Genomic DNA, 21,136 nt, shown 5'->3' with positions numbered 1-21,136 from the left:
CATGAAAAAACGAGTAACAGGAATCGGGGGAATCTTTTTCAAATCGAAAGACCCAAAAGGAACAAGAGAATGGTACAACAAACACCTGGGCATTCAGTGTCCTGACGAATACGGCGGCATGTTCGAATGGCGAAAAACCAGTAAACCAGAAGAAACCGCTTATACAATCTGGAGTCCTTTCGAAGAAAAAACAGAATATTTTGAGCCTTCGAAAAAAGATTTCATGTTCAATTACCGTGTTGAAAATCTGGTTGAACTACTTAAAGTTTTGAAAGAAGAAGGCGTTGAAATTATTGGTGAGATGCAGGAATTTGAATACGGTAAATTTGGATGGATACTCGATCCGGAAGGCAATAAGGTGGAATTGTGGGAGCCTATTGAAGGACCATTCAGTGAAATGTACAAAGGAAAATCGACCTCGGAATAAGTTCATTTGTTTGCTGAAAAATAAATATCTTCACTTAATTTTTGATCAATTACAATTTAGCAACACAAACTTATTTTCCCGTTATCAAGATGAACCTACCCATTGTTAAATTTTTGGATGCATTCTCCGTTCCCGCTGAAGAGTTAAAATATTCTATTGTCTGTTCTCAATATCAGAACAAATGGGTATTTGTGCGCCATCGCCTGAGGGAAACCTGGGAAATGCCTGCCGGACATATTGAAAAAGATGAATCGGCCTTAGCTGCGGCAAAAAGAGAATTGTACGAGGAAACAGGTGCTACTCATTTTAGTTTGCGCACGGTCTGCGATTATTCCTGCGATTGGCAGGGAGGAATAAAATCAGGCAGAATCTTCTTTGCCAACATTCAGCAATTGGGTAAATTACCCGAAATGGAAATTGCAGAAGTCAAACTTTTCAAAAATCTACCCAGAGAATTGACCTATCCGGATATTCAGAATTTGATTTTTGAGAGGGTAAAAGAGTTTTCGAATAAAATTTAGGTGCCTGCATCGAACAACAACTTGATTTACAAAAACAATTAAATCCATGACTCAAATTCACTTTCACGAAGATTTTTACATTCCGGTTCTTAAAGGAAGTAAAACACAAACGGCCCGAATCGATGAAACATGTCCCGAATTAGGCGCCGGAACGGCAATTTTTGATCATGGAAAATCAATCCCCATTGAAATCACCGCTGTTTCGTACAAGAACTTTGATGAAATGAGTTTGGAAGAGGCACACAAAGACGGCTTCAAATCGAAAGACGAACTATGGTACGCTTTGCTGACTTTCTATCCTGATCTGCAAAAATCGGATTTACTGATGTTAGTTGAGTTTAAACGTGTTGTTATTTAAAACTGGGAATTCAGTTTTAAAAAACTTCATGTCTCAACTTTTTTGGGTGAGGTTTCTTAGAATTAGCCATATTTATTGATGGGCGAAGCTTCACCATTTTGGGCGGGCAATCCTCCACTTCGGATTAACTCTCCGCAAATTGGGCGGGCAGTCCCGACAAAATAGTAAAGGCATTCCTGAATACAAGCTGATATTCTAAACAGTCTGCTATTTCGCCCCAATAGGATTCAAGTTTTAACTTATTTTTTACAGGAGCTATTGCTGAAAGAGAATACAAACCGGACTGGGTGCTTTTATTTCATCAACGAAAGTTAACATGCCGGTTACAGAATCTCTTTTAAAACTCACAATATTGTTGGTATTTTTGTTGGCAACCAGCAGAAATTTATCGTCGGGCGATAAGCTAAAATTACGGGGATGATCGCCACGTGTGGATTCGTGCCCAACCAATTTTAAAGCTCCGTTTTCCTGTACTTCGAAAATAACAATGCTGTTGTGTCCCCGGTTCGATCCGTATAAAAATTTACCGTCCTTTGAGATATGTATATCAGCAGGATTACTTACTCCATCGAAATCGGCTGGCAAAGTGCTTACATTCCCAATCATACTAACTTCTTCATGATCTGAAATTGAAAAACTGGTAATGGTATTGTCAAGCTCATTAATCACATAAAATATTTTTCCATTGGGATGAAAAGCCAAATGCCTTGGTCCTGCCCCGTCAGCCAAAGAAACTTTTGCCTGATTTGCCGGCACAAATTGATTGCTGACAGAATCGATGCTTGAAATCCACAACTCGTTGGTTCCCAAATCAACAGCAATAATATGATTTGAATTGGGCTGAAACCAAACACTATGTGCATGTGGCTGATCCTGACGATCTACAACCGTTCCCGAACCGGTGTGTTGCTGCACATCCAAAAGATCAGACAATTCTCCATTCTCATCAACTTGTAAGTACCCAATATTACCTCCTGTGTAGTTGGCTGTTAGTACTACACCAGCATTATTTGCAGTAACAAAACAGGGATGCGCTCCGCCACTCGGCTTACAACTAATCAATTTCAACGAATCACCTGTCTGATAAGATTCAACACTTCCCATATTATTATCCCTCACCAATTCACTGATAGACAAAAGCGTTTTTTGATTGTTCGCAAAAGCCAAAAACGAAGGATTGGCTGTTTCAGCAACCAAACCAATCATTTTTAAATGACCATCTGCTTCCATTTTCAACTTGTAAATTCCTTTGGAATCACCATCGGTGTAGGTTCCCAGAAAGAAGGAGTATGTATTTTGATTCACAGAAGTTTTGGGTTTAGAGTTTTGACATGCTGCAATCATCAAAATTGAAGCAATTAGTACAATATTTCGTTTGATCATGAATGTGGTTTTTTAAGAAGTCTAAAGATAAGGAAATATCATGATTGGAAAGACGGAAGGAATAAAGAAACATTTGTATTTTTCGTTGAACCCATTTAAAGGGTTCTAAATATTTTAAATCACTACAATCTTCTTCTTCACCGTTCTATCCAAAAAATGAATGACTAAAAAATAGATCCCTGCCGATAAACCACTCAAATCCATATCTGTTCGGTTGCTCGTCTTTTGGTGCTGAGAAAGCTTCCGCCCCTCCGAATCGTAAATATTCACTTGAAACTCTGTAACCGTGTCGTCTTCAATCACAATCGTGAATTCTCCCTTATTGGGATTGGGAAAAACTTTCACTGCACCCAAATCTTCTTCTCCCGGTTCTTCGGGTGTTGGGTCGGGATCAGGATCGGTACCCGGATTGGGATCTGTGGCAAGAGTGTCACGCACAAGTATTGTGTGATTTCCACCTGGCAAATCCACTGTAACCTGAAGAATTCCTTCCGAATTCGTGTCTCCTGAGCGCTCTAGAACATCATCTACAAATACTCCAAAAGTTGTTTTACTTTTTAAATCAAGAGCAAATATTTTAATTGTCCGATCTCCCGAAATTTCAGAAACAGCATAAGACACAGATGCCGTATCTCCCTGCGCCGGGAACAGATACAAATGATTCTCCCAGTCAACACCAATCGTACTTTCATTGGAATAAAGTGTTCCTCCTGCAACAGCCGGATTCAAATTATCCCCAATCTTAATCGTATGTAAAAAAACGGTGTTCTCCTTCACTGCAATTGGTTCCACTTCAATTCGCCAGAATCCCGGGTGTTCATCATCCAAATTAACACTTCGGTTTGGCGGATAATTGGTTCCATCCACCCAATATTCATAACCACTTCCCCCTATTAAAGTTGTTGCACTAATTTCCGGCAGTAAAGTTCGAACCGCAACACTCCCCTTGCCATTTGTGGCTTTATAATCTTTCCCGTTATAGGTGATGATATGATTTGCAACCTGTGTATTTGTAACGCTTCCGCTGATATCAGGTCTATTTACAAAATGATTGATGTACTTGGCTTTGCGCACTCTGGAGCTTGTATTTAATAAATGAACATGATCCAAAACAATTACACGGTCGGGCTTGTGAAACAACAACCTACGTTCAAAGCGATCCAATTTGTTTGCCTGATAAGAATCTGCTGCGTCAGCCACCTGATAGGAAAAATCGGTCCCTGAAACATAACGAATCCATTTCCCTCTTCTGTGCTGAGCAGAAAAAACATCATCTAAATTTTCCAATCTATCCGATTCTATTTGTCCTCCGTCATTGGAAACACTTCGCCCAAGGTTTCGATAACTTTCTGTTCCATCGTAAACACAAATTGAATTGTGCGCTATGGTTCGCGTGTAGTAATTATTATAATGAGAAGTGCCAAACGAATCGTAAAACCCGGCATCCAAAATCAAAGGTTTGTCTTTTATAATGGTAAATGTATTGTTATCCCGGTGCTCATGATCGGCTCGTTTAGCAGGAGCATTGTAAAACCATAACATTGCCGCATCTTCGTTCCAGGATGTACGGCTCACCGACAATCCGGTTTTATCGGCCCAATAATTGAGTGGCGGCTGGGGATGCGGTACGTAAGAAGCTGTAAAATCCTTATACATCAGTTTAATAAAAACCAATATTGAATTGTTTAGATATTGTGATTGATTGAAAACCTGAACCAGATACTGACTTCGGGCATCCTGATATTCTGCTGCATGACGATACATTGCACGATTTGCCTGATCCAATTTTACAATGGCATCACCCAGGTGAATGCAATAATTGTTCGGACGAAAAAAATACCAATACTGATTGACCGACTCCCGAATCCAAGGCTGGGTTTGATAATAATCCCGATCTGTTCCGTACTTCATATCGTCGAAGAACTGGTATTGATTGGGTAAATTTATCATTCCATAAGCTGCCCCCCAATTCCATCCGCCATCATCATCACGAAAGTGTACAAATGCCGGTAAAATGCCGTTTTCCCACTTTCCAAGCAAAGTTTGATACCAGGAATTTACTTGAGACAATTGCGAAGATGAAAGGCCATCGGCTCCATGCAGTGCAATTGCTGCACGCATTGTCATGATACAATTGTTTATGTTGTGACTGGTTACATAACTATTTCCTGAACCTGTTAAAATATAGTTGTTCATGAAATACTCCAAAACCCGATAGAAGGAAACGGATAAATTTTGCCGCTGCGTTACAGGAATATAATCGTAAGTCCAGTCGAGAAGAATAGCGCCAAACTCACAATTTTCGCGAAGTAAATTCTCTTGAGTGTCTCCTGAATAATTGTCGAAATTAATTCCATTAATATAAGTGATGTATTTCGAAATAATAAATTCGCTCCTCGGCCGGGCCAAATTATCTGTCCCTAACTGCAGTAAAAAAGCAGTCATTTTAGAGAGCATATAGGAATCACCATTCGTCCAATCATAAGTCCACTGAGCTGAATTTGAACCTGCTAAATAGTGATCGGAATCTGTAATCCAATTGTTATTGTAGCTATTTATAAATGTATTGTAGGTACTGCCGCTATCTCCACCCGAAATATTCGACTTTAGCCAATCGAATCTTTCCTTCCCCAGCTCTACTCTTGGCCTGTTCTCATTTACCTGCGAATAAGCCTGATAAAAAGATTGGATAAGAAATAAAAATAATATGATTGTCCTGAAGCCCCTCATTGATCCCGTCAGTTTAATACAAACATCAAATTACAAAAAATCGGGGAATCGAAATCTAAAAAAGATACATCAGAGACTTATTTAGAATACACAACTCTCTGTATTTGTATGCTTAAACGCATTAAAAATTAGCTTAGTACAATTTATTTTTTATTGAAGTTCAATTTTCCGATTTAACTTTCGTAATTCTCTTATCAGGAAAGCTCCCGCCACAATGGCTGCACCAATATCAGATATCGGACCTGCAAACCAAACACCATCCAATCCCAAAAAAGCAGGAAGAATAAAAAGAATTGGAATTAATAAAATAACCTGACGCATTAATGTAAGTACAGCCGAAATGCCTGCTTTTCCGATAGACTGAAAATAATTCCCAACAACAACCTGAAAACCAACCACCGGTAACGCAATCAATATAATCCGTAAACCGTAAGACCCCATATCCAGTAATTCTGCACTGGAATTATTGAAGGCCTTCACAATTAATTCTGGAAATAACTGCACCCCAAGAAAACCAACAATCACAATTCCTGTAGCAGCTTTCATACACAGCACCAGACATTCTTTAACTCTGGCGTAATTTTGCGCCCCATAATTAAAGCCAAAAATAGGTTGCGCAGCCATATTTAATGCTACCACAGTCATAACAATCAGCATGGCAACAGAGTTAATTACACCCATAGCCGCTATAGCGATATCGTTGCTGTACTCTACCAACTGAACATTATATAATGCCTGAACAAAACTTCCGGCCAGTTGCATTGAGAAGGGAGCAAAACCTATGGTTAAAATGTAAAAAACAATCTCCCGGTTCAATTTAAAATTTGAGAACCTAAGTTTTATGACTGATTTTCCGCTTCTGAAATGCCTGATTACCCAAATGCATAGAATCAATTGCGAAATAATTGTAGCATAAGCAGCCCCTGCAACGCCCATATCCAAAACAAAAATAAAGATGGGATCGAGAATGATGTTTGTGCCGGCACTTATCAGCATGGAGTACATCGCTATTTTGGCGTTTCCTTCGGAACGGATCAAATTGTTTAAAGAAAAGCCTACAACGCTAAAAACCGCCCCGTAAAGAATAATATTTAGATATTCGTTGGCGACAAACATGGTATCATCTCCAACTCCAAACATCCTGAGTAATGGGTCCTTTATTAAGAATCCAATTGCAGTAATAATAACAGAAACGATTATCATGAGAACAAATGAATTCCCCAAAACCCATTCCGCTCTGCCCAAATCTTTCTTTCCCAGATTTATAGAAATCCGAACACCTGCACCAATCCCGATAAGCATGCCAAATGCCATCATGATTAACATGATTGGAAACACTGCACTCAGACCTGATAACGCAATTGCACCAACACCTTGACCAATAAAAATCCGGTCGACTACATTGTACAATGAGTTAATAACCACTCCGGTAAAAGCTGGTAAGAAATACTTCCAAAGCAAGCTTTTGATGCTTGCACTCTCCAACTCCTGAACATTCTTACTATTCTTATCCATAAACTGATTTCGAGTTGCAAAAGTATCAATAATGCCCACTTGCACTCAATTTTATCTATTAAAAATGTATAAAAATCGGTAAACGCAAGCTAATGAAGGGTAAAGCAATAAAAAATAACACATTATCTATCATCAAGTTTGTATTCTTCATATTCTCAGATGAATCCTTTTTGACTTCTCGCTTTAGTTACAAGCACAATATTTATTATTAATATTCATGAAACTTTTGCAGATTATAAAAAAATAATAGTTCTTTTGCGAAATTTATTTCCGAAATTAAACTCTTCAATAAAATAACATTCAAGATAAAACCAAATATGTTTGCATCAATCAATAAGATATTAAAATATCAACTCTTTAGCATTGACAATTATAAAATCACGGTATTTACTTTGCTTAGTATCTTACTGATTTATATACTAACTAAAATATGTCTTTATTTAATTAAAAAAACGCTTTTCCGTAAGCACAAATTTGTTAAAACAGACGAAGGCAATACATATGCCCTGTTTCAGATCATAAAATATGTGGTTTGGATTATGTCGATTGGTTTGATGCTTGAAGCCATACATATAAAAGTAACTGTGCTTATTGCCGGCTCGGCAGCCTTGCTGGTTGGTGTAGGTTTAGGTTTACAGCAAACCTTTAATGATATGATATCTGGAATCATCCTCCTCTCGGAGCGATCGATAAAAATTAATGATATATTGGAAATTGATGGAGATATAATTAAAATTCAGAGCATTGGACTACGAACCTCAAAAGGTTTAGACAGAGATGAAATTTCGATTATTATTCCCAACTCGCTAATTACTACAAACAAAGTGATTAATTGGAGTCATCAATCTAAAAAAACCCGCTTCCGGATTCCTGTGGGGGTAGCTTATGGTTCTGATGTCGATTTAATATTAAAAACCTTAGAAGAAAGTGCTTTTGAACATCCCGATATTTACGAAAGACAATCTATTGAAGCCCGGCTTGTAAATTTTGGTGCCTCTTCATTGGATTTTGAATTGTTATTTTTCAGCAAAAACATCTTTAGAATAGGCAAGGTGAAAAGTGATATCCGTTTAATTATTAATAAAAAATTTATTGAGAATAATATAATGATCCCTTTTAATCAATTAGATGTGCATCTGAAAAAAGAAATCTAATTGCAAATTGCCCCCATCTTGCTGCTTTCATGGTTTTGCCTGAATTAAAAGTATAAATGAAAAAATGAATACAAGTTCGTATTGATTCTCCTTGCAGAAAATGATTGTACTATTGCTTCATTTCCATTACAAGTTGGTATAAATAGATATAAAAGATAAATTCAGGGAAACAAGCGTTTAAAATTAATTTCCTACATTGGAAAATTTTAAATTGCTTCTCAACGAGAAAAATAATGAAATTACAATTACATGAAAATAATCATTGGGAAAATTGACAGGGCTGACTTTCCGGATCTGCACTTATCAAATATTGATTTAAAAGTGGATACCGGAGCATATACGTCTTCTATTCATTGTCATCAAATTGAAGAGTGTCAGGTTGGAAATGAAAGGCATTTAAAATTCAAACTTTTGGATCCCTCCCATCCCGATTATAACGAAAAAGAATTCACAGTAAAAAATTACAAGAAAAAAAGAGTTAAAAATTCTTTTGGGAAATCAGAAACCCGTTTTGTAATTGAAACAATTATTATACTATTTAATAAGGAGTTCCACATTGAGCTTTCTTTAAGCGAACGCAGCGAAATGAGATATCCGATACTGATCGGAAGAAAACTTTTAAATGGAAAATTTATTGTTGATACTTCAAAACGCAATATTTCTTTCAAATTGAAACAAAAAAATCTGCAATAGAGAATTTAAAGTCCATCCAATAAATGTTAATTACATATTATGAAAATTGTTATTTTATCAAGAAATCCTAAATTATATTCTACCAAAAGATTAGTTGAAGCAGCAGAAAAAAGAGGACATGAGGTACTTGTTGTGGATCATTTAAAATGCATTATTGAAATTGAAAAAAAGAAACCTAAGATCTTCTATGATGGAGCATACTTGCTGGATGTTGACGCAATAATTCCAAGAATTGGTGCCTCTGTTACCTTTTACGGATCAACAGTAGTCCGCCAATTTGAAATGATGAAAACATTTACCGCTGTTGGTTCTGAAGCATTGATAAAATCGCGGGATAAATTAAGAAGCTTACAGGTTCTTTCACGCGCAGGTGTAGGCTTACCCCGCACTGTTTTCACCAACTATACAAAAGATGTTAATCATGTAATTCAATCGGTTGGAGGAACTCCGCTGGTTCTTAAACTATTGGAAGGAACTCAAGGACTAGGTGTTGTTTTAGCCGAAACTCCAAATGCTGCAACCTCTGTTATTGAAGCGTTTAATGGACTAAAAGCCCGTGTGATTGCTCAGGAGTTTATTAAAGAATCGAAAGGTGCTGATATTAGAGCTTTTGTTGTTGATGGAAGAGTGATTGGAGCTATGAAACGGCAAGCATTAAAAGGAGAATTTCGATCTAACCTTCACAGAGGAGGTTCTGCAACAATTATCGAATTGACTGATGAAGAGGAAAACACAGCAATAAAAGCCGCAAAGGCAATGGGATTAGGAATTGCTGGTGTGGACATGCTGCAATCAGCAAGCGGACCTTTGGTTTTGGAGGTAAATTCATCGCCAGGTTTGGAAGGTATCGAGATGGCAACCAAAAAGGACATCGCAAAACAAATAATTAGATTCATTGAAAGGAATGTTGATTGATAAGTATACCATACTAGGCAAAGAAATTCAGAAAGGTGAGCGTGCTTTCTTAGAATTGGAAGTTGCAAAATTGCATACCCGAAATACCATTAAGGTTCCCGTAATTGTGGAACGTGCGAAAAAAGACGGCCCTACCTTGCTTTTAATGGGTGGTGTGCACGGTGATGAAGTTAATGGAGTTGCCATTGTTCGAAATATCATTCGAAAAAAATACAACAAACCAAAAAGGGGAATGATTATCTGCATTCCCGTTTTTAATGTATTTGGATTCTTAAATCTCCGCAGAGAATTTCCTGACGGCAGAGATTTGAACAGAATGTTCCCTGGTTTTTTAAATGGTTCTCTTGCCAGTCAATTTGCATATCGTTTTACAAAAGAAATTGCGCCCAAAGTTGACTATGTGATCGATTTTCATTCGGGAGGTGCAGACAGGTCAAATTTTCCTCAAATTCGATGTGTAATTAAAGAAAAAAAAACGTTGAAACTTGCACAGGTTTTTAATGCCCCGTTTATTTTGAATTCCGATTACATTTCCAAATCTGTTCGCGATACCATTCGCAATCTGGGAAAAACAATTCTACTCTTTGAAGGTGGAAAATCCAATGATCTGGATGAAGATGTCATTAGCTACGGTGTAGAAGGCGCAGTGAATGTGATGAAATATTTAGGATTACAGAATGGAGATTTGCAGTTAAAGCAGGCTCCAGTTGTGATTCCTAAAGCTCAATGGTTAAGAGCTTCCAATTCGGGTATGTTTCAATTACGGGTTACAAATGGAAGTTGGGTCGTTAAAAAACAAATTTTGGGCGAAATAACAGATCCTTACGGAGGATATGAAAAAAAAGTGCTTGCTCCGTTTGATTGTTATGTGTTTTGTGTAAACACTGCACCTATGGTGCATAAAGGAGATGCTTTGTTTCACGTTAGCCTTGAAACGGATAAATTAAATTCAGATCTTATCTCTTCTGACTATTTGGTAGAATAAGGTTTGTCGAATTATAAAACAACACTTGCAATTTTAATAATTGATTGTTTTTATTTGATAATAACCGCGAATTTATAACAGAGTTTATACCAGCCTTACGTTTTGCTATATCCAAACAATGAGGTAAGAAAAAACCAGTTGATAAATCTCAACTGGTTAAATAAAGTTTTTAAATTGAATCAAGCTTTTTCAGAACCTGACATACCAATTACTATTAAATATCTTTCTCTGAGTGCTGGACTCCACTGCCGTGTGTTTTCGATTTTAACACATTGTACTTTTTACCAAAATAATAACGAAAAGTGAAATTTGCCACCCTATTTTCAAAATTGTACTTCATTCGCTGGGTAAAACGGTCTCCTGAAGTATTTACATTATACTTACTGCTATTTAAAACATCGTAAATCCATAAAGAGATACTTGCTTTGCCTTTCATTATTCTTTTACCAAAAGCAAAATCTACCTGAAAGGATTGATCGTAACTTCCTTGAGCAACCGGCATATCAGAGTCATAACGCAGAGTTGTTTGAAAATTAAACCATTTAGGTATCCGCATAGTTGATGTTAGTTTTCCGAAAAAACCAAAATCATCATTTGTAGAAAAATGCGCTTCACCGGAAGGGGTAAATTTTTGGTAAATTCCTGACAAATATGAATTGATACTCCACCATTTATTAAACTTAGTCTCTAAATTAAAATCTACACCAGCATAATGTTTACTACCCAAATTCTCTGATGTTACAATAGCTACATCATCTTTAACCCATCGAAACTGATTTATAATATTATCCGTATACACATAATACAAATTTGTTGTATAGGTGATTTTATCTCTTTTATAAATAAAAGTGAACTCCGGCATATGAGTATAATAAGCACCCAAATCTTTCCTTCCCAATTTCTGGTTTTCAGGATCGCTTAAATTTTGAAATGGATTTAACATTCCGGAATCTGGTCGATAGATCATTTTAGAATAAGTCAGCAATACCTGTTTATTGTCTGATAATTTATAGGAAAAATGTACGCTCGGAAAAAAGTCTAAGTAATCGTCATTATACGCTTTATTCGTCTCGATATCAGAATGCTCAGACCGCAAACCAACCTGATAACCAAAATTTCCTTTCTCTCCGCTCAATTGAAAATACAAACCATGTATACTCTCCTTATAATTAAAAGCGGTAGATAAATCGATAGGCTCATCGAAATTTATCTCGTTGGTTCGGTACATATATCCTGTTTCAATTGAACCTGCATCACCTACAGGCTGTTTGTAATCCAATTGAACAATAGCTTCTTCCCTGTCCGAATTGAAAAAATCACTGGTATTCCCTTCTGTTTCATCGGTATAATTACCGTAATTTTCTGCATTATTATTTGTATAGGCTGCATCAAAAGAAAGTTCCTGACCTTTCCGGTCAAATTTTCGAATATAAGAAGCATTATACACCCACGAAGTTAAATCAATATCAACGGCACTTTCACGCGATGTTTCATTAGGAAAAGTACTGCTGGTAATTAAAGTACGGGAATACTTATAAAACCCATTTTTATTTTGTTTCACGTTACGATTGGTAACGGAACAACTCATGGTATTCTTGTCATTTATCAAATAATCCATTCCAAATTGACCAATGTGGCTTCTATTACCCAAGTCTGCATCTGCACTGACTTTCAACATTTCTACATTCGTTTCTGTTTCAGTCAATCTTGATAATTCATAATCTCTCCCAGACCAATTGTCTTGGTAGCTGTATGATCCTGAGAAATTGAGTTTTCCGGTTCGCAAACTAAGAGCTGTTCGCCCGGAATGCTTGTTAACGGTACCAATTGTGGCTGAAGCATTCCCGTTAAACCCTTTAACTCTCTCCTTCTTCATAATAATATTCACAATCCCAGCTGAACCTGAAGCATCATATTTTGCGGAAGGACTTGTAATTACTTCCACACGGTCAACATCTGCTGCCGGCATATTACTCAATACATCTCCGGGACTCATTCCAAGTAATCCACTCAGTTTCCCATCAATTAATATTTTCACGTCAGAACTTCCCCGTAATTGTATTCCGCCATTGGCTGTAACATTTAATTTAGGAATTGTTGCTAAAACTTCATTTATAGTACCTCCATCCGAAACAGGTGATTTTGACACGTTGTAAACTGTTTTGTCCAATTCGATTCGTGCAAAATCACGATTTCCGGTTACTTCCACTTCAGTAATCGTTTGGGTATCGGCATGCAAAACAAGTGGATCAGACAATAATAACTTTTCATTTTCTTTTAAAAGAATTGGCTTACTGCTATAGCTCTCAAATCCAAGATATTCAATTTTGTAATAATAGCTTGAACCAGCTAAATCAGCTAGTTCAAACTCCCCTTTTCTATTTGTGATAGTTCCCTTAATCAATAAAGAATCTGGTAAAGAATAAATTGATACCGTAGCATACTCAAGAGGCTTTTGATGTTCATTCTCGACAACAACACCATTCAAATATGAATTTGTTATAGCTTTTGTAGAATCCTGAGCATAGGAATGCACAGCAGGGCTTAAAAAAAACAGAAGGACCGGCAATAATCCATTTCTGCAATCAAGTTTTAGACTCATTAGTAGTGTGTAAATTAGTTAGTGTATATAGTAACAGGTTGCACAAAAGTAGAAAATTTATGTTGCAGATCAATTAAAAAATCAAAAAACTTTACTGCCAATTCACAAACAGAAACAATCAGTTTGTCATCAGTTTACATGTACTCACACTAAAAACCTTATTAACACTGGCCATTCAACTAAAATAACAAAAACTCAGCACAATTTAGTATAAAACACACTTAACAAAAGAAACCCTAAAAAAATGTCTGGCTTTTGACATAAAAAAAGCATCAATTCGTGAAAGAATGATGCTTACCATATAAAAACAGATCAATGATTAAATTTCCAATTGCAGTTTTAATTGCTTAAATCCATTTCGACTGACGTTTAAACTTTCCCCGGTTTTTAAAATTACAATCCAATGATCCTTCTCGTAAGGCTGCAATTGAGCTATCCAATCAATCTTCACCAAATAAGTTCGATGTATTCGACAAAACTCTTTCGGGCTTAAATGACTTTCAAAATATTTCATTGTCTTTTGCTTCAGATACCTTCCCTCATTGGTATAAATCATCACATAATCGTCCTGAGCCTCAAAATATTTTATTTTATCGATTGCAATTACATCAATTTTATTTCTTGATTTCACCACCACCCGGGTCAATAACTCATCCGAGGAATCGTTATGGTTTTTTATTTTCTCAATCTGATCTTCACTCGTCACCGAATTTGAAATACGTTCTTTCACCTTGCGCACGGCATTCTGGAAACGTTCATTTGAGAATGGTTTGAGTAGATAATCAATTGCATTGTGTTCGAATGCTTTAATTGCATATTCGTTGTAAGCTGTTGTAAACACAATATTGCATGGTTTATCGAGTAATTCCAACATTTCGAAACCTGTCAATTTTGGCATCTGAACGTCTAAAAATACCAAATCCGGGTCCAACTCATTAATTGCTTTTAAGCCTTGAAATCCATCTGAATACTCACCTAAAATTTCAATATCCTGACAAGCTCCCAAATAGGAGCGAACCAGATCTCTGGCCAATGATTCATCATCAATAATTATTGCTTTTATTGTTTCCATATCTTATAAACTTTGTGGAAATTCCAGATAAACAGTAAATTGATCTTCTCTCTTAACAACTCGCATCAAATCAGCACGGCCGTAAATTAAATGCAGGCGTTCCTGTATGTTATGTAATCCAATACCATTTCCCTTTGCAGGAACCGAATCTCGATCAAAATTATTACTAATATCAATTTTTAAAATATCATTCTCAAAACGACACTTCGTGAGTACACAAACAGGCTCAAGGCTTTCATGCACTCCGAATTTAATCGCATTTTCGTATAATGGCTGTAAAATTAGATTGGGAATTTTTAATTTCCCGCAGTCGGGTGAAAGATCAAAATGAAGCTGCAGGCGATCACCAAAACGAACTTTCTCAATTTCCATATACAAACGAATATTACTCAATTCGTTACTCAAATTATTTAACTCTTTTAAATTCTGAGCCAGAGAATAACGAAGATAGGTTGACAATTTAACAAGCATCTCTCTGGATAACTCTGGCTTTGATAAAGTTAAAGAACTTACCGAATTTAAACTATTGAAAAGGAAATGCGGATTAATTTGAGATTTTAATGCTGTTAATTCTGCCTCTTTCACTAACTCTTTCAGCTCAGATTCACGAACCAATTTATCTTGAAAATTACGATAATACATTACTAAATAATACACAATTACAATATAATCGTACATCCCGAAGGCCATAAAAATCTGCCAATGCACTGGAAGAAGATAATCGAAACCTTCACTGGTGGCACCAAACCACATAGTTCGTAATTGATATGCAGACGATATCCATATCCCCACTACTACAATCCCAGCAGTTAAGTGATGTAACAAAAAATGGAAAAGCCCCAGACTTTCAATGCTGGTATATATAACAACAAACCAAATACATGCTCCCAATATCAATAATGGAAATGAAAAGCTAAAGGCATTTACAGCCGAATCATAAATAGTCCTTCCCTCGAAATACCATCCAATCATAAATAACAGCATTGCCAAAAATGCCCATGCTGCTATATAAATTGGAATGGCAAAACGATTTTTCAGAAGAGGATGCTGCATCTAAAATTATTTATATGATTTAATTTCGCAACCACCCAAAGCGACAAATCCTTTAATGATTAGTTCCTTTTTAGGTTCAACTATATAATTTGTGGTTGGTATTCGTTTGTCGGAAACACCGCCTAAAATAGCAGAGACTTCAACTTTAACCTCCCAATCGGATGGAACAACCAGAACACAACCACCAAACATTGTAAATACGTCAATTATGTTTGTGCCTTCGGCCAGATCGGCATTGGTGAGATTTAATTCTGTTCCTCCAAAAACACAGGTAACTTTTCCTCCTCTAAAATTTTTGGTGTTGATTACTTTTTCACCACCGCCAAATATATTTAGCTCATCAATATAATCTGAATCTGATCCTACTGCCGATCGATTGCTAACATCACATTCGTTTCGTTTTCGAATAACTACAACTCCTATTACAATTAGCATTACAGGCCAAAATAAGCCTCGCCAGTTAAAGCTCCAATCGAATACGATAGGCATTAAAAACACCCCTCCCACTGCCATCAGAACAATTCCTGTAGTTTTATCATCTTTACCAAAAAAGAAAAGTGCCCCTAAACCAAACAGTAACATTGGCCACGAAAAGATAACATGCCTTAAGTCATAGGGAATAAAATCCAGATTTTTAAGAACCAATAAGCATCCAAATACAATTAAGAAAATACCGAATATTGCACGGTTGTTTGGGTTTGATTTATGTTGTGATCTCATGATGATATATTTTATGATATGAATTTATTTATTTTTACAACAATATGGTGAATCAGGAGAAAAAATAAACGCAATGCCTCCTAAAATAAGTAGTACAGGAAAAAACCATATCTCCCAATTTTGTGGTAGAAAATACAAATCATCCATAAGAAAGTATCCTCCGACAGCTATGGCCATCAGACCTCCAAAAATTCTCCGGCGAACCAAAATCTGCAGTACGCCAATTAAAATCAAAACGGATTCCCACCTATACAAATAGGTTTCGATAAAATCAGACTGATAATTGAGCCGTTCCAAAATAATTACAATTCCAACTATTATTAACCCAAGCCCAACAAACAGACTTTTATTTTTTTTATTTTCATCCATGATATTGTTGTTTAAGATTAGTGTATCCTTTATTTCTAAAACTAAAGTAATGCAATATAATAGCTTTTAATTCTTGAAATCGGTTAAGTGTGCTCAAGAATCGGTAAATGGTTTGAAATGAAAATGATGTCCGACATCACTTGGGAACGTCATGTCGAGCGAAGTCGAAACATCTGTTATCCAAAGTTAAAGATTCGTCGATACCACCTCTTCCTACCTGTAGTAGCTTTCTATATGGCTGTACTTTACAACTCATACTCAGACAGTTCATCAATTACAGTTTTCGATCTCAAAAATCATTGAAATCACCTCAAGGTTTACTATTTTTACCATTCGGGGCTTGTTATAAAAAACACAGCTCATCTATTCACACAACTGTAGACCTTTACAACTATGAATCAGGCAGAAGCAAAAGCTCGCATTGCCAAATTGCGCGGGCAGTTACATACATACAATCACAATTACTACGTTTTATCGCAGCCAAGCATCAGCGATTACGACTTTGATATACTCTTGAAAGAGTTGATGACTTTGGAAAATCAATATCCTGAGTTTTATGATCCCAATTCGCCAACCCAACGAGTTGGCAGCGATATCAATCTGGAATTTAATCAGGTAGAGCACAAATACCCGATGCTTTCGTTAGGCAACACCTATTCGGAGGAAGAAATCCGCGATTTCGAAAACCGAATTAAAAAGTTGATTGATGGTGATGTTGAATACGTCTGTGAAATGAAATACGACGGCACATCAATTTCTTTAACCTACAAAAATGGGAAACTGGTTCAGGCAGTAACCCGTGGCGATGGTGTAAAAGGTGATGATGTTACGGCTAATGTGAAAACAATCAGATCGGTACCTTTGCAATTAAGTGGTGATGGATATCCCGAAGAATTTGAAATTCGAGGCGAAATATTAATGCCTTTTACTGTTTTTAATGGCTTGAACGAGGAACGTGAAGAAATTGGGGAAGCTCCGTTTGCAAATCCCAGAAATGCAGCTTCGGGAACATTGAAAATGCAAAACTCATCGGTGGTTGCAAAACGAAAGTTAGATTGCTACCTGTATTATTTGTTGGGCAAGGAAATTCCAAGCCGAAACCATTACGACAATTTATTGGCTGCTAAAAACTGGGGGTTTAAAATTCCAGACAACACAGCGCTTTGTAAAAATATCGACGAAGTAATTGCATTCATTAAAGAATGGGATGAAAAACGCAGCTCATTGCCGGTACCTGTAGATGGAATTGTAATAAAAGTGAATTCGCTGGATATGCAGGAAGAACTAGGTTTTACTGCAAAATCGCCTCGCTGGGCTATTTCCTATAAATACAAAGCGGAACGGGTATCTACCAAACTGGAAAAAGTAACTTATCAGGTAGGCAGAACCGGATCGATTACTCCGGTAGCCAATTTAACGCCGGTGCAATTGGCCGGCACAACAGTAAAAAGAGCATCACTGCACAATGCTGATATCATTCAAAATTTAGATCTGCACGAAAACGATACTGTTTATGTGGAAAAAGGCGGTGAAATTATTCCAAAAATTGTTGGTATAGAACTGTCTGAAAGATCTGCGGAAGCGCAAGCAATTCAATACATTGAAGAATGCCCTGAATGTGGTACCCCTTTGGTTCGTAAAGAAGGCGAAGCGAATCATTATTGTCCGAATGATATGGGCTGTCCGCCACAGATTAAAGGGAAAATTGAACATTTCATCAGCCGCAGGGCCATGGATTTGGACGGCCTCGGTGAAGAAACAATCGACCTGCTTTTTCAAAAGAATCTAATTAGTGATGTTGCAGGTTTGTACAGGTTGACTAAAGAGGATATAATTCCTTTAGAGCGCATGGGCGATAAATCTGCAGAGAGAATATTAACAAGTATTGAAAATTCGAAACAGGTTCCTTACGAAAGGGTTTTGTATGCTTTGGGCATTCGGTATGTTGGCATTACAGTAGCGAAGAAATTAGCCAAAGCTATTCCTTCTATCGACAAATTAGCCGAATCGACACTTGAAGAATTGATTCAGGTAGACGAAATTGGAGGGAAAATTGCCGAAAGTATTGATGGATATTTCAAAAATAAATCCCATCAAAATTTAATTGCCCAATTAAAAGAATTTGGCTTGCAATTGGAAAAAGAAATTGTGGAAAATGAGAGTGCAAGCAATACACTTGAAGGTTTATCCATTGTTATATCCGGAAGTTTTTCAAAATACTCCCGCGACGAATTAAAGGAAATGATTGAACTGCACGGAGGAAAAAATGTAAGTTCTATATCGAAGAAAACAAGTTTTCTTTTAGCAGGAGAAAAAGTGGGACCAAGCAAATTTGAAAAAGTAGAAAAATTAGGAATTGGAATAAAAACAGAAGATGAATTTTTGAAGATGATTGGGATGAGCAGTTAGCAGTTAGCAGTTAGCAGTTAGAACAAAATTAAAAGTTTTAGTCCTTGTTACTTTTCCCTTTTATCTAAAAAAAATGAATTTTACCGCTATAGATTTCGAAACAGCAAACGGACAACGCAATTCTGCCTGTTCGCTTGGTTTGGTGCGCGTTGAAAATGGAGTTATTGTTGAAAGTAAAGATTGGTTGATATCACCACCCGAAATGTATTTTCATCCGATGAATGTTAGTATACATGGAATTACAGAGGAAGATGTAATGAACGAACCCAGCTTTAATTACATATGGGAAGAAGTGGAAGATTATCTTCATGGTAAAATGGTGATCGCTCACAACGCCAGTTTTGATTTATCGGTGCTTCGGGCTTGTTTAGAAACATACAACATTCGTTTTCCGGAATTTGATTACCTGTGCACCGTACAAATCAGTCGTAACATATGGCCCAATATGCCAAACCATAAGCTGAATACAATGGCTCACTTGTTTGATATTCCGCTTAAACACCACGATGCTTTGGAGGACACTTTGGCTTGTGCTAAAATTGCAATAAAAGCATGCGAAGTAATGAATATGAATAGTCTTACCGATCTGGCAAATGAGTTACGCATTGCCCCAGGCAAACTGAATCCAAATGGTTACAAGGCTCCAAAAAAAATTAAATAAGCTTAATTTATGATTTACAAAATGATTTTTTTCATAACTTGTGGTTTCAAATGATAATTGCCTGTGCAACCCATAAATACAAGCCTTCAACTTAACTATCGAATATAAAATGAGTTTTTTTCAAAATATTAAAAATCAGCTTGCCGGATTAAAAATCAAAAGCAAGCTTAAAAAAAATACGCGCAAAAAGGAGTTTCACAATTTAGAAAGTGCTAAAAGTATAGGTATCCTGTTTGATACTCTTCAGGAAAAAAATCACTCTGTAGTAAAAAAGTTCGCAGAAGATTTAAGCCAAAAAGGCTATAAAGTGCAAACCGTAGGATGGATTGATGCTGACATATTGCCTGATTTTGGTGTGGCTCAAAAAATAGTTTTCTATACCAATAAGGATGTGAAATGGAGCGGTGAACCAATCATTCCTGAATTAATTGAATTCACCAATTCTAAGTTCGATTTACTCTTTGTTCTTACTAAATCGGAACATCTGTCGATAAAATACATTACACAAGTTTCATTGGCATCCTGCAAAGTTGGTTCGTTGGTGGACAACTGCGGGCATTTGGATTTAATGATTGATCAGGGCAAAAACAATTCTATAGAAAATCTGATCAGCGAAAGCTTAAAATATCTTTCCCAGATTAAAAAGTAATAAGGATGAACGGAAACAAATTTACAGGAACAGGCATTGCACTGATTACTCCATTTACAAATAATGGAAGTGTCGATTATAATGCACTTAGCGACACTGTTAATTTCCAGATTAAAAATGGCATTGATTATTTAGTAGTACTGGGAACTACAGGTGAAGTATCAACACTTTCGTGTGATGAAAAAATTTCCGTCATCAACCACATTATTGAGGTGAATGCAAAGCGCGTTCCTTTGGTGGTTGGCTTTGGAGGAAACCATACACAGGCTGTTATTCAGCAAATTCAGGAGTTCGCCGAATTTGACGAGATTGATGCCATTCTATCTGTTGCTCCTTACTACAACAAACCCAGTCAGGAAGGCTTATTTCTGCATTACCAGGCCATTGCAAATGCCAGTCCGGTTCCGGTAATTCTTTATAATGTACCAGGCAGATCTGGTATTAACATCAGCGCTGAAACCTGTGTAAAACTGGCTTCGGAAATTGAAAATATAATTGGTGTAAAAGAAGCTTCAGGTAATATGGAACAACTTATGAGCATTCTTAAAAACAAACCCAAAGACTTTTTAGTGATATCAGGCGATGATGCCATAACCTTTCCTCTTATTTCATTAGGAGGCAGTGGTGTTATTTCTGTACTGGGAAATGCTTTTCCAAAGGAATGGAGCCAGATGGTAAGATTAGCATTAGATGGAAAAAACAAGGAAGCTCTTCAGATTCATTATAAGATGTTTGGAGTCATCCAAAACCTTTTTACAGAAGGCAATCCTGCCGGAATTAAAGCAATTCTAAGCATGAAAAAACTCTGTGAAAATTGTTTGCGTTTGCCTCTCACTCCAATTAGTGAATCGCATTACCTTAAACTATCAAAAATAGTAGAGGATCTATAATCATATTGGCATAAAAATTGTAATTACTTA

General features: G+C 36.6%; 20 protein-coding genes. 11 read left to right on the top strand and 9 right to left on the bottom strand.

Translation table 11 applies throughout. The features are described from left to right. Position 1: 1 nt before the first annotated feature. From ACHZAX_RS07675 to ACHZAX_RS07665, 3 genes are all read left to right on the top strand, one after another. Positions 2–427 carry a VOC family protein gene (locus ACHZAX_RS07675; protein WP_320018655.1) on the top strand — a complete coding sequence of 142 codons (426 nt, stop codon included), beginning with the start codon at positions 2–4 and terminating at the stop codon, positions 425–427. 89 nt (positions 428–516) lie between these two features. Then, positions 517–948, top strand: a complete 432-nt coding sequence (locus ACHZAX_RS07670; RefSeq protein ID WP_320018654.1) for an NUDIX hydrolase — start codon at positions 517–519, stop codon at positions 946–948. Positions 949–994: 46 nt separating this feature from the next. Beyond that, positions 995–1,306: an ASCH domain-containing protein gene (locus tag ACHZAX_RS07665; RefSeq protein WP_320018653.1), complete on the top strand. Its 312-nt coding sequence runs from the start codon at positions 995–997 to the stop codon at positions 1,304–1,306. Positions 1,307–1,368: 62 nt separating this feature from the next. Here the strand turns inward: ACHZAX_RS07665 and ACHZAX_RS07660 are convergent, their stop codons facing one another. The 4 genes from ACHZAX_RS07660 to ACHZAX_RS07645 all read right to left on the bottom strand — a co-directional run bounded on the left by ACHZAX_RS07660 (position 1,369) and on the right by ACHZAX_RS07645 (position 6,934). Beyond that, on the bottom strand, positions 1,369–1,527 hold the full coding sequence (locus ACHZAX_RS07660) for a hypothetical protein (RefSeq protein ID WP_320018652.1): 159 nt from the start codon (positions 1,525–1,527) through the stop codon (positions 1,369–1,371). Positions 1,528–1,561: 34 nt separating this feature from the next. Then, positions 1,562–2,689: a lactonase family protein gene (locus ACHZAX_RS07655; protein ID WP_320018651.1), complete on the bottom strand. Its 1,128-nt coding sequence runs from the start codon at positions 2,687–2,689 to the stop codon at positions 1,562–1,564. Between the two features lie 114 nt (positions 2,690–2,803). Further along, positions 2,804–5,419, bottom strand: coding sequence for a T9SS type A sorting domain-containing protein (locus ACHZAX_RS07650; protein WP_320018650.1), 2,616 nt, complete (start codon positions 5,417–5,419; stop codon positions 2,804–2,806). A 150-nt stretch (positions 5,420–5,569) separates the two neighbouring features. Further along, positions 5,570–6,934: an MATE family efflux transporter gene (locus tag ACHZAX_RS07645; protein WP_320018649.1), complete on the bottom strand. Its 1,365-nt coding sequence runs from the start codon at positions 6,932–6,934 to the stop codon at positions 5,570–5,572. 317 nt (positions 6,935–7,251) lie between these two features. Here ACHZAX_RS07645 and ACHZAX_RS07640 point away from each other — a divergent pair, with 317 nt between their 5' ends. From ACHZAX_RS07640 to ACHZAX_RS07625, 4 genes are all read left to right on the top strand, one after another. Then, a complete protein-coding gene (locus ACHZAX_RS07640; RefSeq protein WP_101309188.1) occupies positions 7,252–8,088 on the top strand; it encodes a mechanosensitive ion channel family protein in 837 nt (278 codons plus the stop codon). 249 nt (positions 8,089–8,337) lie between these two features. Next, on the top strand, positions 8,338–8,781 hold the full coding sequence (locus tag ACHZAX_RS07635) for an ATP-dependent zinc protease family protein (RefSeq protein ID WP_101309189.1): 444 nt from the start codon (positions 8,338–8,340) through the stop codon (positions 8,779–8,781). A gap of 39 nt (positions 8,782–8,820) precedes the next feature. Beyond that, positions 8,821–9,696, top strand: a complete 876-nt coding sequence (rimK, locus tag ACHZAX_RS07630) for a 30S ribosomal protein S6--L-glutamate ligase (protein WP_320018648.1) — start codon at positions 8,821–8,823, stop codon at positions 9,694–9,696. Beyond that, positions 9,686–10,681 carry a succinylglutamate desuccinylase/aspartoacylase family protein gene (locus ACHZAX_RS07625; protein ID WP_320018647.1) on the top strand — a complete coding sequence of 332 codons (996 nt, stop codon included), beginning with the start codon at positions 9,686–9,688 and terminating at the stop codon, positions 10,679–10,681. Before rimK ends, ACHZAX_RS07625 begins: the two co-directional genes overlap by 11 nt. A 214-nt stretch (positions 10,682–10,895) precedes the next feature. On the opposite strand, the gene ACHZAX_RS07620 is transcribed toward ACHZAX_RS07625, so the two are convergent. The 5 genes from ACHZAX_RS07620 to ACHZAX_RS07600 all read right to left on the bottom strand — a co-directional run bounded on the left by ACHZAX_RS07620 (position 10,896) and on the right by ACHZAX_RS07600 (position 16,497). Continuing rightward, positions 10,896–13,283, bottom strand: a complete 2,388-nt coding sequence (locus ACHZAX_RS07620) for a TonB-dependent receptor (protein ID WP_320018646.1) — start codon at positions 13,281–13,283, stop codon at positions 10,896–10,898. A 319-nt stretch (positions 13,284–13,602) separates the two neighbouring features. Continuing rightward, positions 13,603–14,355 (bottom strand): LytR/AlgR family response regulator transcription factor, encoded by a 753-nt coding sequence (locus ACHZAX_RS07615; RefSeq protein ID WP_101309193.1) that lies wholly within the window; start codon positions 14,353–14,355, stop codon positions 13,603–13,605. A 3-nt stretch (positions 14,356–14,358) separates the two neighbouring features. Then, positions 14,359–15,408: a sensor histidine kinase gene (locus tag ACHZAX_RS07610; RefSeq protein WP_320018645.1), complete on the bottom strand. Its 1,050-nt coding sequence runs from the start codon at positions 15,406–15,408 to the stop codon at positions 14,359–14,361. A 6-nt stretch (positions 15,409–15,414) separates the two neighbouring features. Further along, positions 15,415–16,128, bottom strand: a complete 714-nt coding sequence (locus ACHZAX_RS07605) for a LiaF transmembrane domain-containing protein (protein WP_320018644.1) — start codon at positions 16,126–16,128, stop codon at positions 15,415–15,417. A gap of 24 nt (positions 16,129–16,152) precedes the next feature. Beyond that, positions 16,153–16,497: a LiaF transmembrane domain-containing protein gene (locus tag ACHZAX_RS07600; RefSeq protein ID WP_101309196.1), complete on the bottom strand. Its 345-nt coding sequence runs from the start codon at positions 16,495–16,497 to the stop codon at positions 16,153–16,155. A 393-nt stretch (positions 16,498–16,890) separates the two neighbouring features. Here ACHZAX_RS07600 and ligA point away from each other — a divergent pair, with 393 nt between their 5' ends. The 4 genes from ligA to dapA all read left to right on the top strand — a co-directional run bounded on the left by ligA (position 16,891) and on the right by dapA (position 21,106). Continuing rightward, positions 16,891–18,906: an NAD-dependent DNA ligase LigA gene (ligA, locus tag ACHZAX_RS07595; protein ID WP_320018643.1), complete on the top strand. Its 2,016-nt coding sequence runs from the start codon at positions 16,891–16,893 to the stop codon at positions 18,904–18,906. 73 nt (positions 18,907–18,979) lie between these two features. Further along, positions 18,980–19,567: an exonuclease domain-containing protein gene (locus ACHZAX_RS07590; protein WP_101309198.1), complete on the top strand. Its 588-nt coding sequence runs from the start codon at positions 18,980–18,982 to the stop codon at positions 19,565–19,567. A gap of 109 nt (positions 19,568–19,676) precedes the next feature. Further along, positions 19,677–20,216 carry a DUF6913 domain-containing protein gene (locus tag ACHZAX_RS07585; protein ID WP_101309199.1) on the top strand — a complete coding sequence of 180 codons (540 nt, stop codon included), beginning with the start codon at positions 19,677–19,679 and terminating at the stop codon, positions 20,214–20,216. A 5-nt stretch (positions 20,217–20,221) separates the two neighbouring features. Further along, positions 20,222–21,106: a 4-hydroxy-tetrahydrodipicolinate synthase gene (gene dapA, locus ACHZAX_RS07580; RefSeq protein ID WP_320018642.1), complete on the top strand. Its 885-nt coding sequence runs from the start codon at positions 20,222–20,224 to the stop codon at positions 21,104–21,106. The last annotated feature ends 30 nt before the right edge of the window (positions 21,107–21,136 follow it).

Source organism: Labilibaculum manganireducens (genome assembly GCF_963665805.2).
Lineage (GTDB): Bacteria > Bacteroidota > Bacteroidia > Bacteroidales > Marinifilaceae > Labilibaculum > Labilibaculum manganireducens.
The sequence above is the reverse complement of the archived record's forward strand: the minus strand, read 5'-3'. Positions and strand labels throughout refer to the sequence as shown.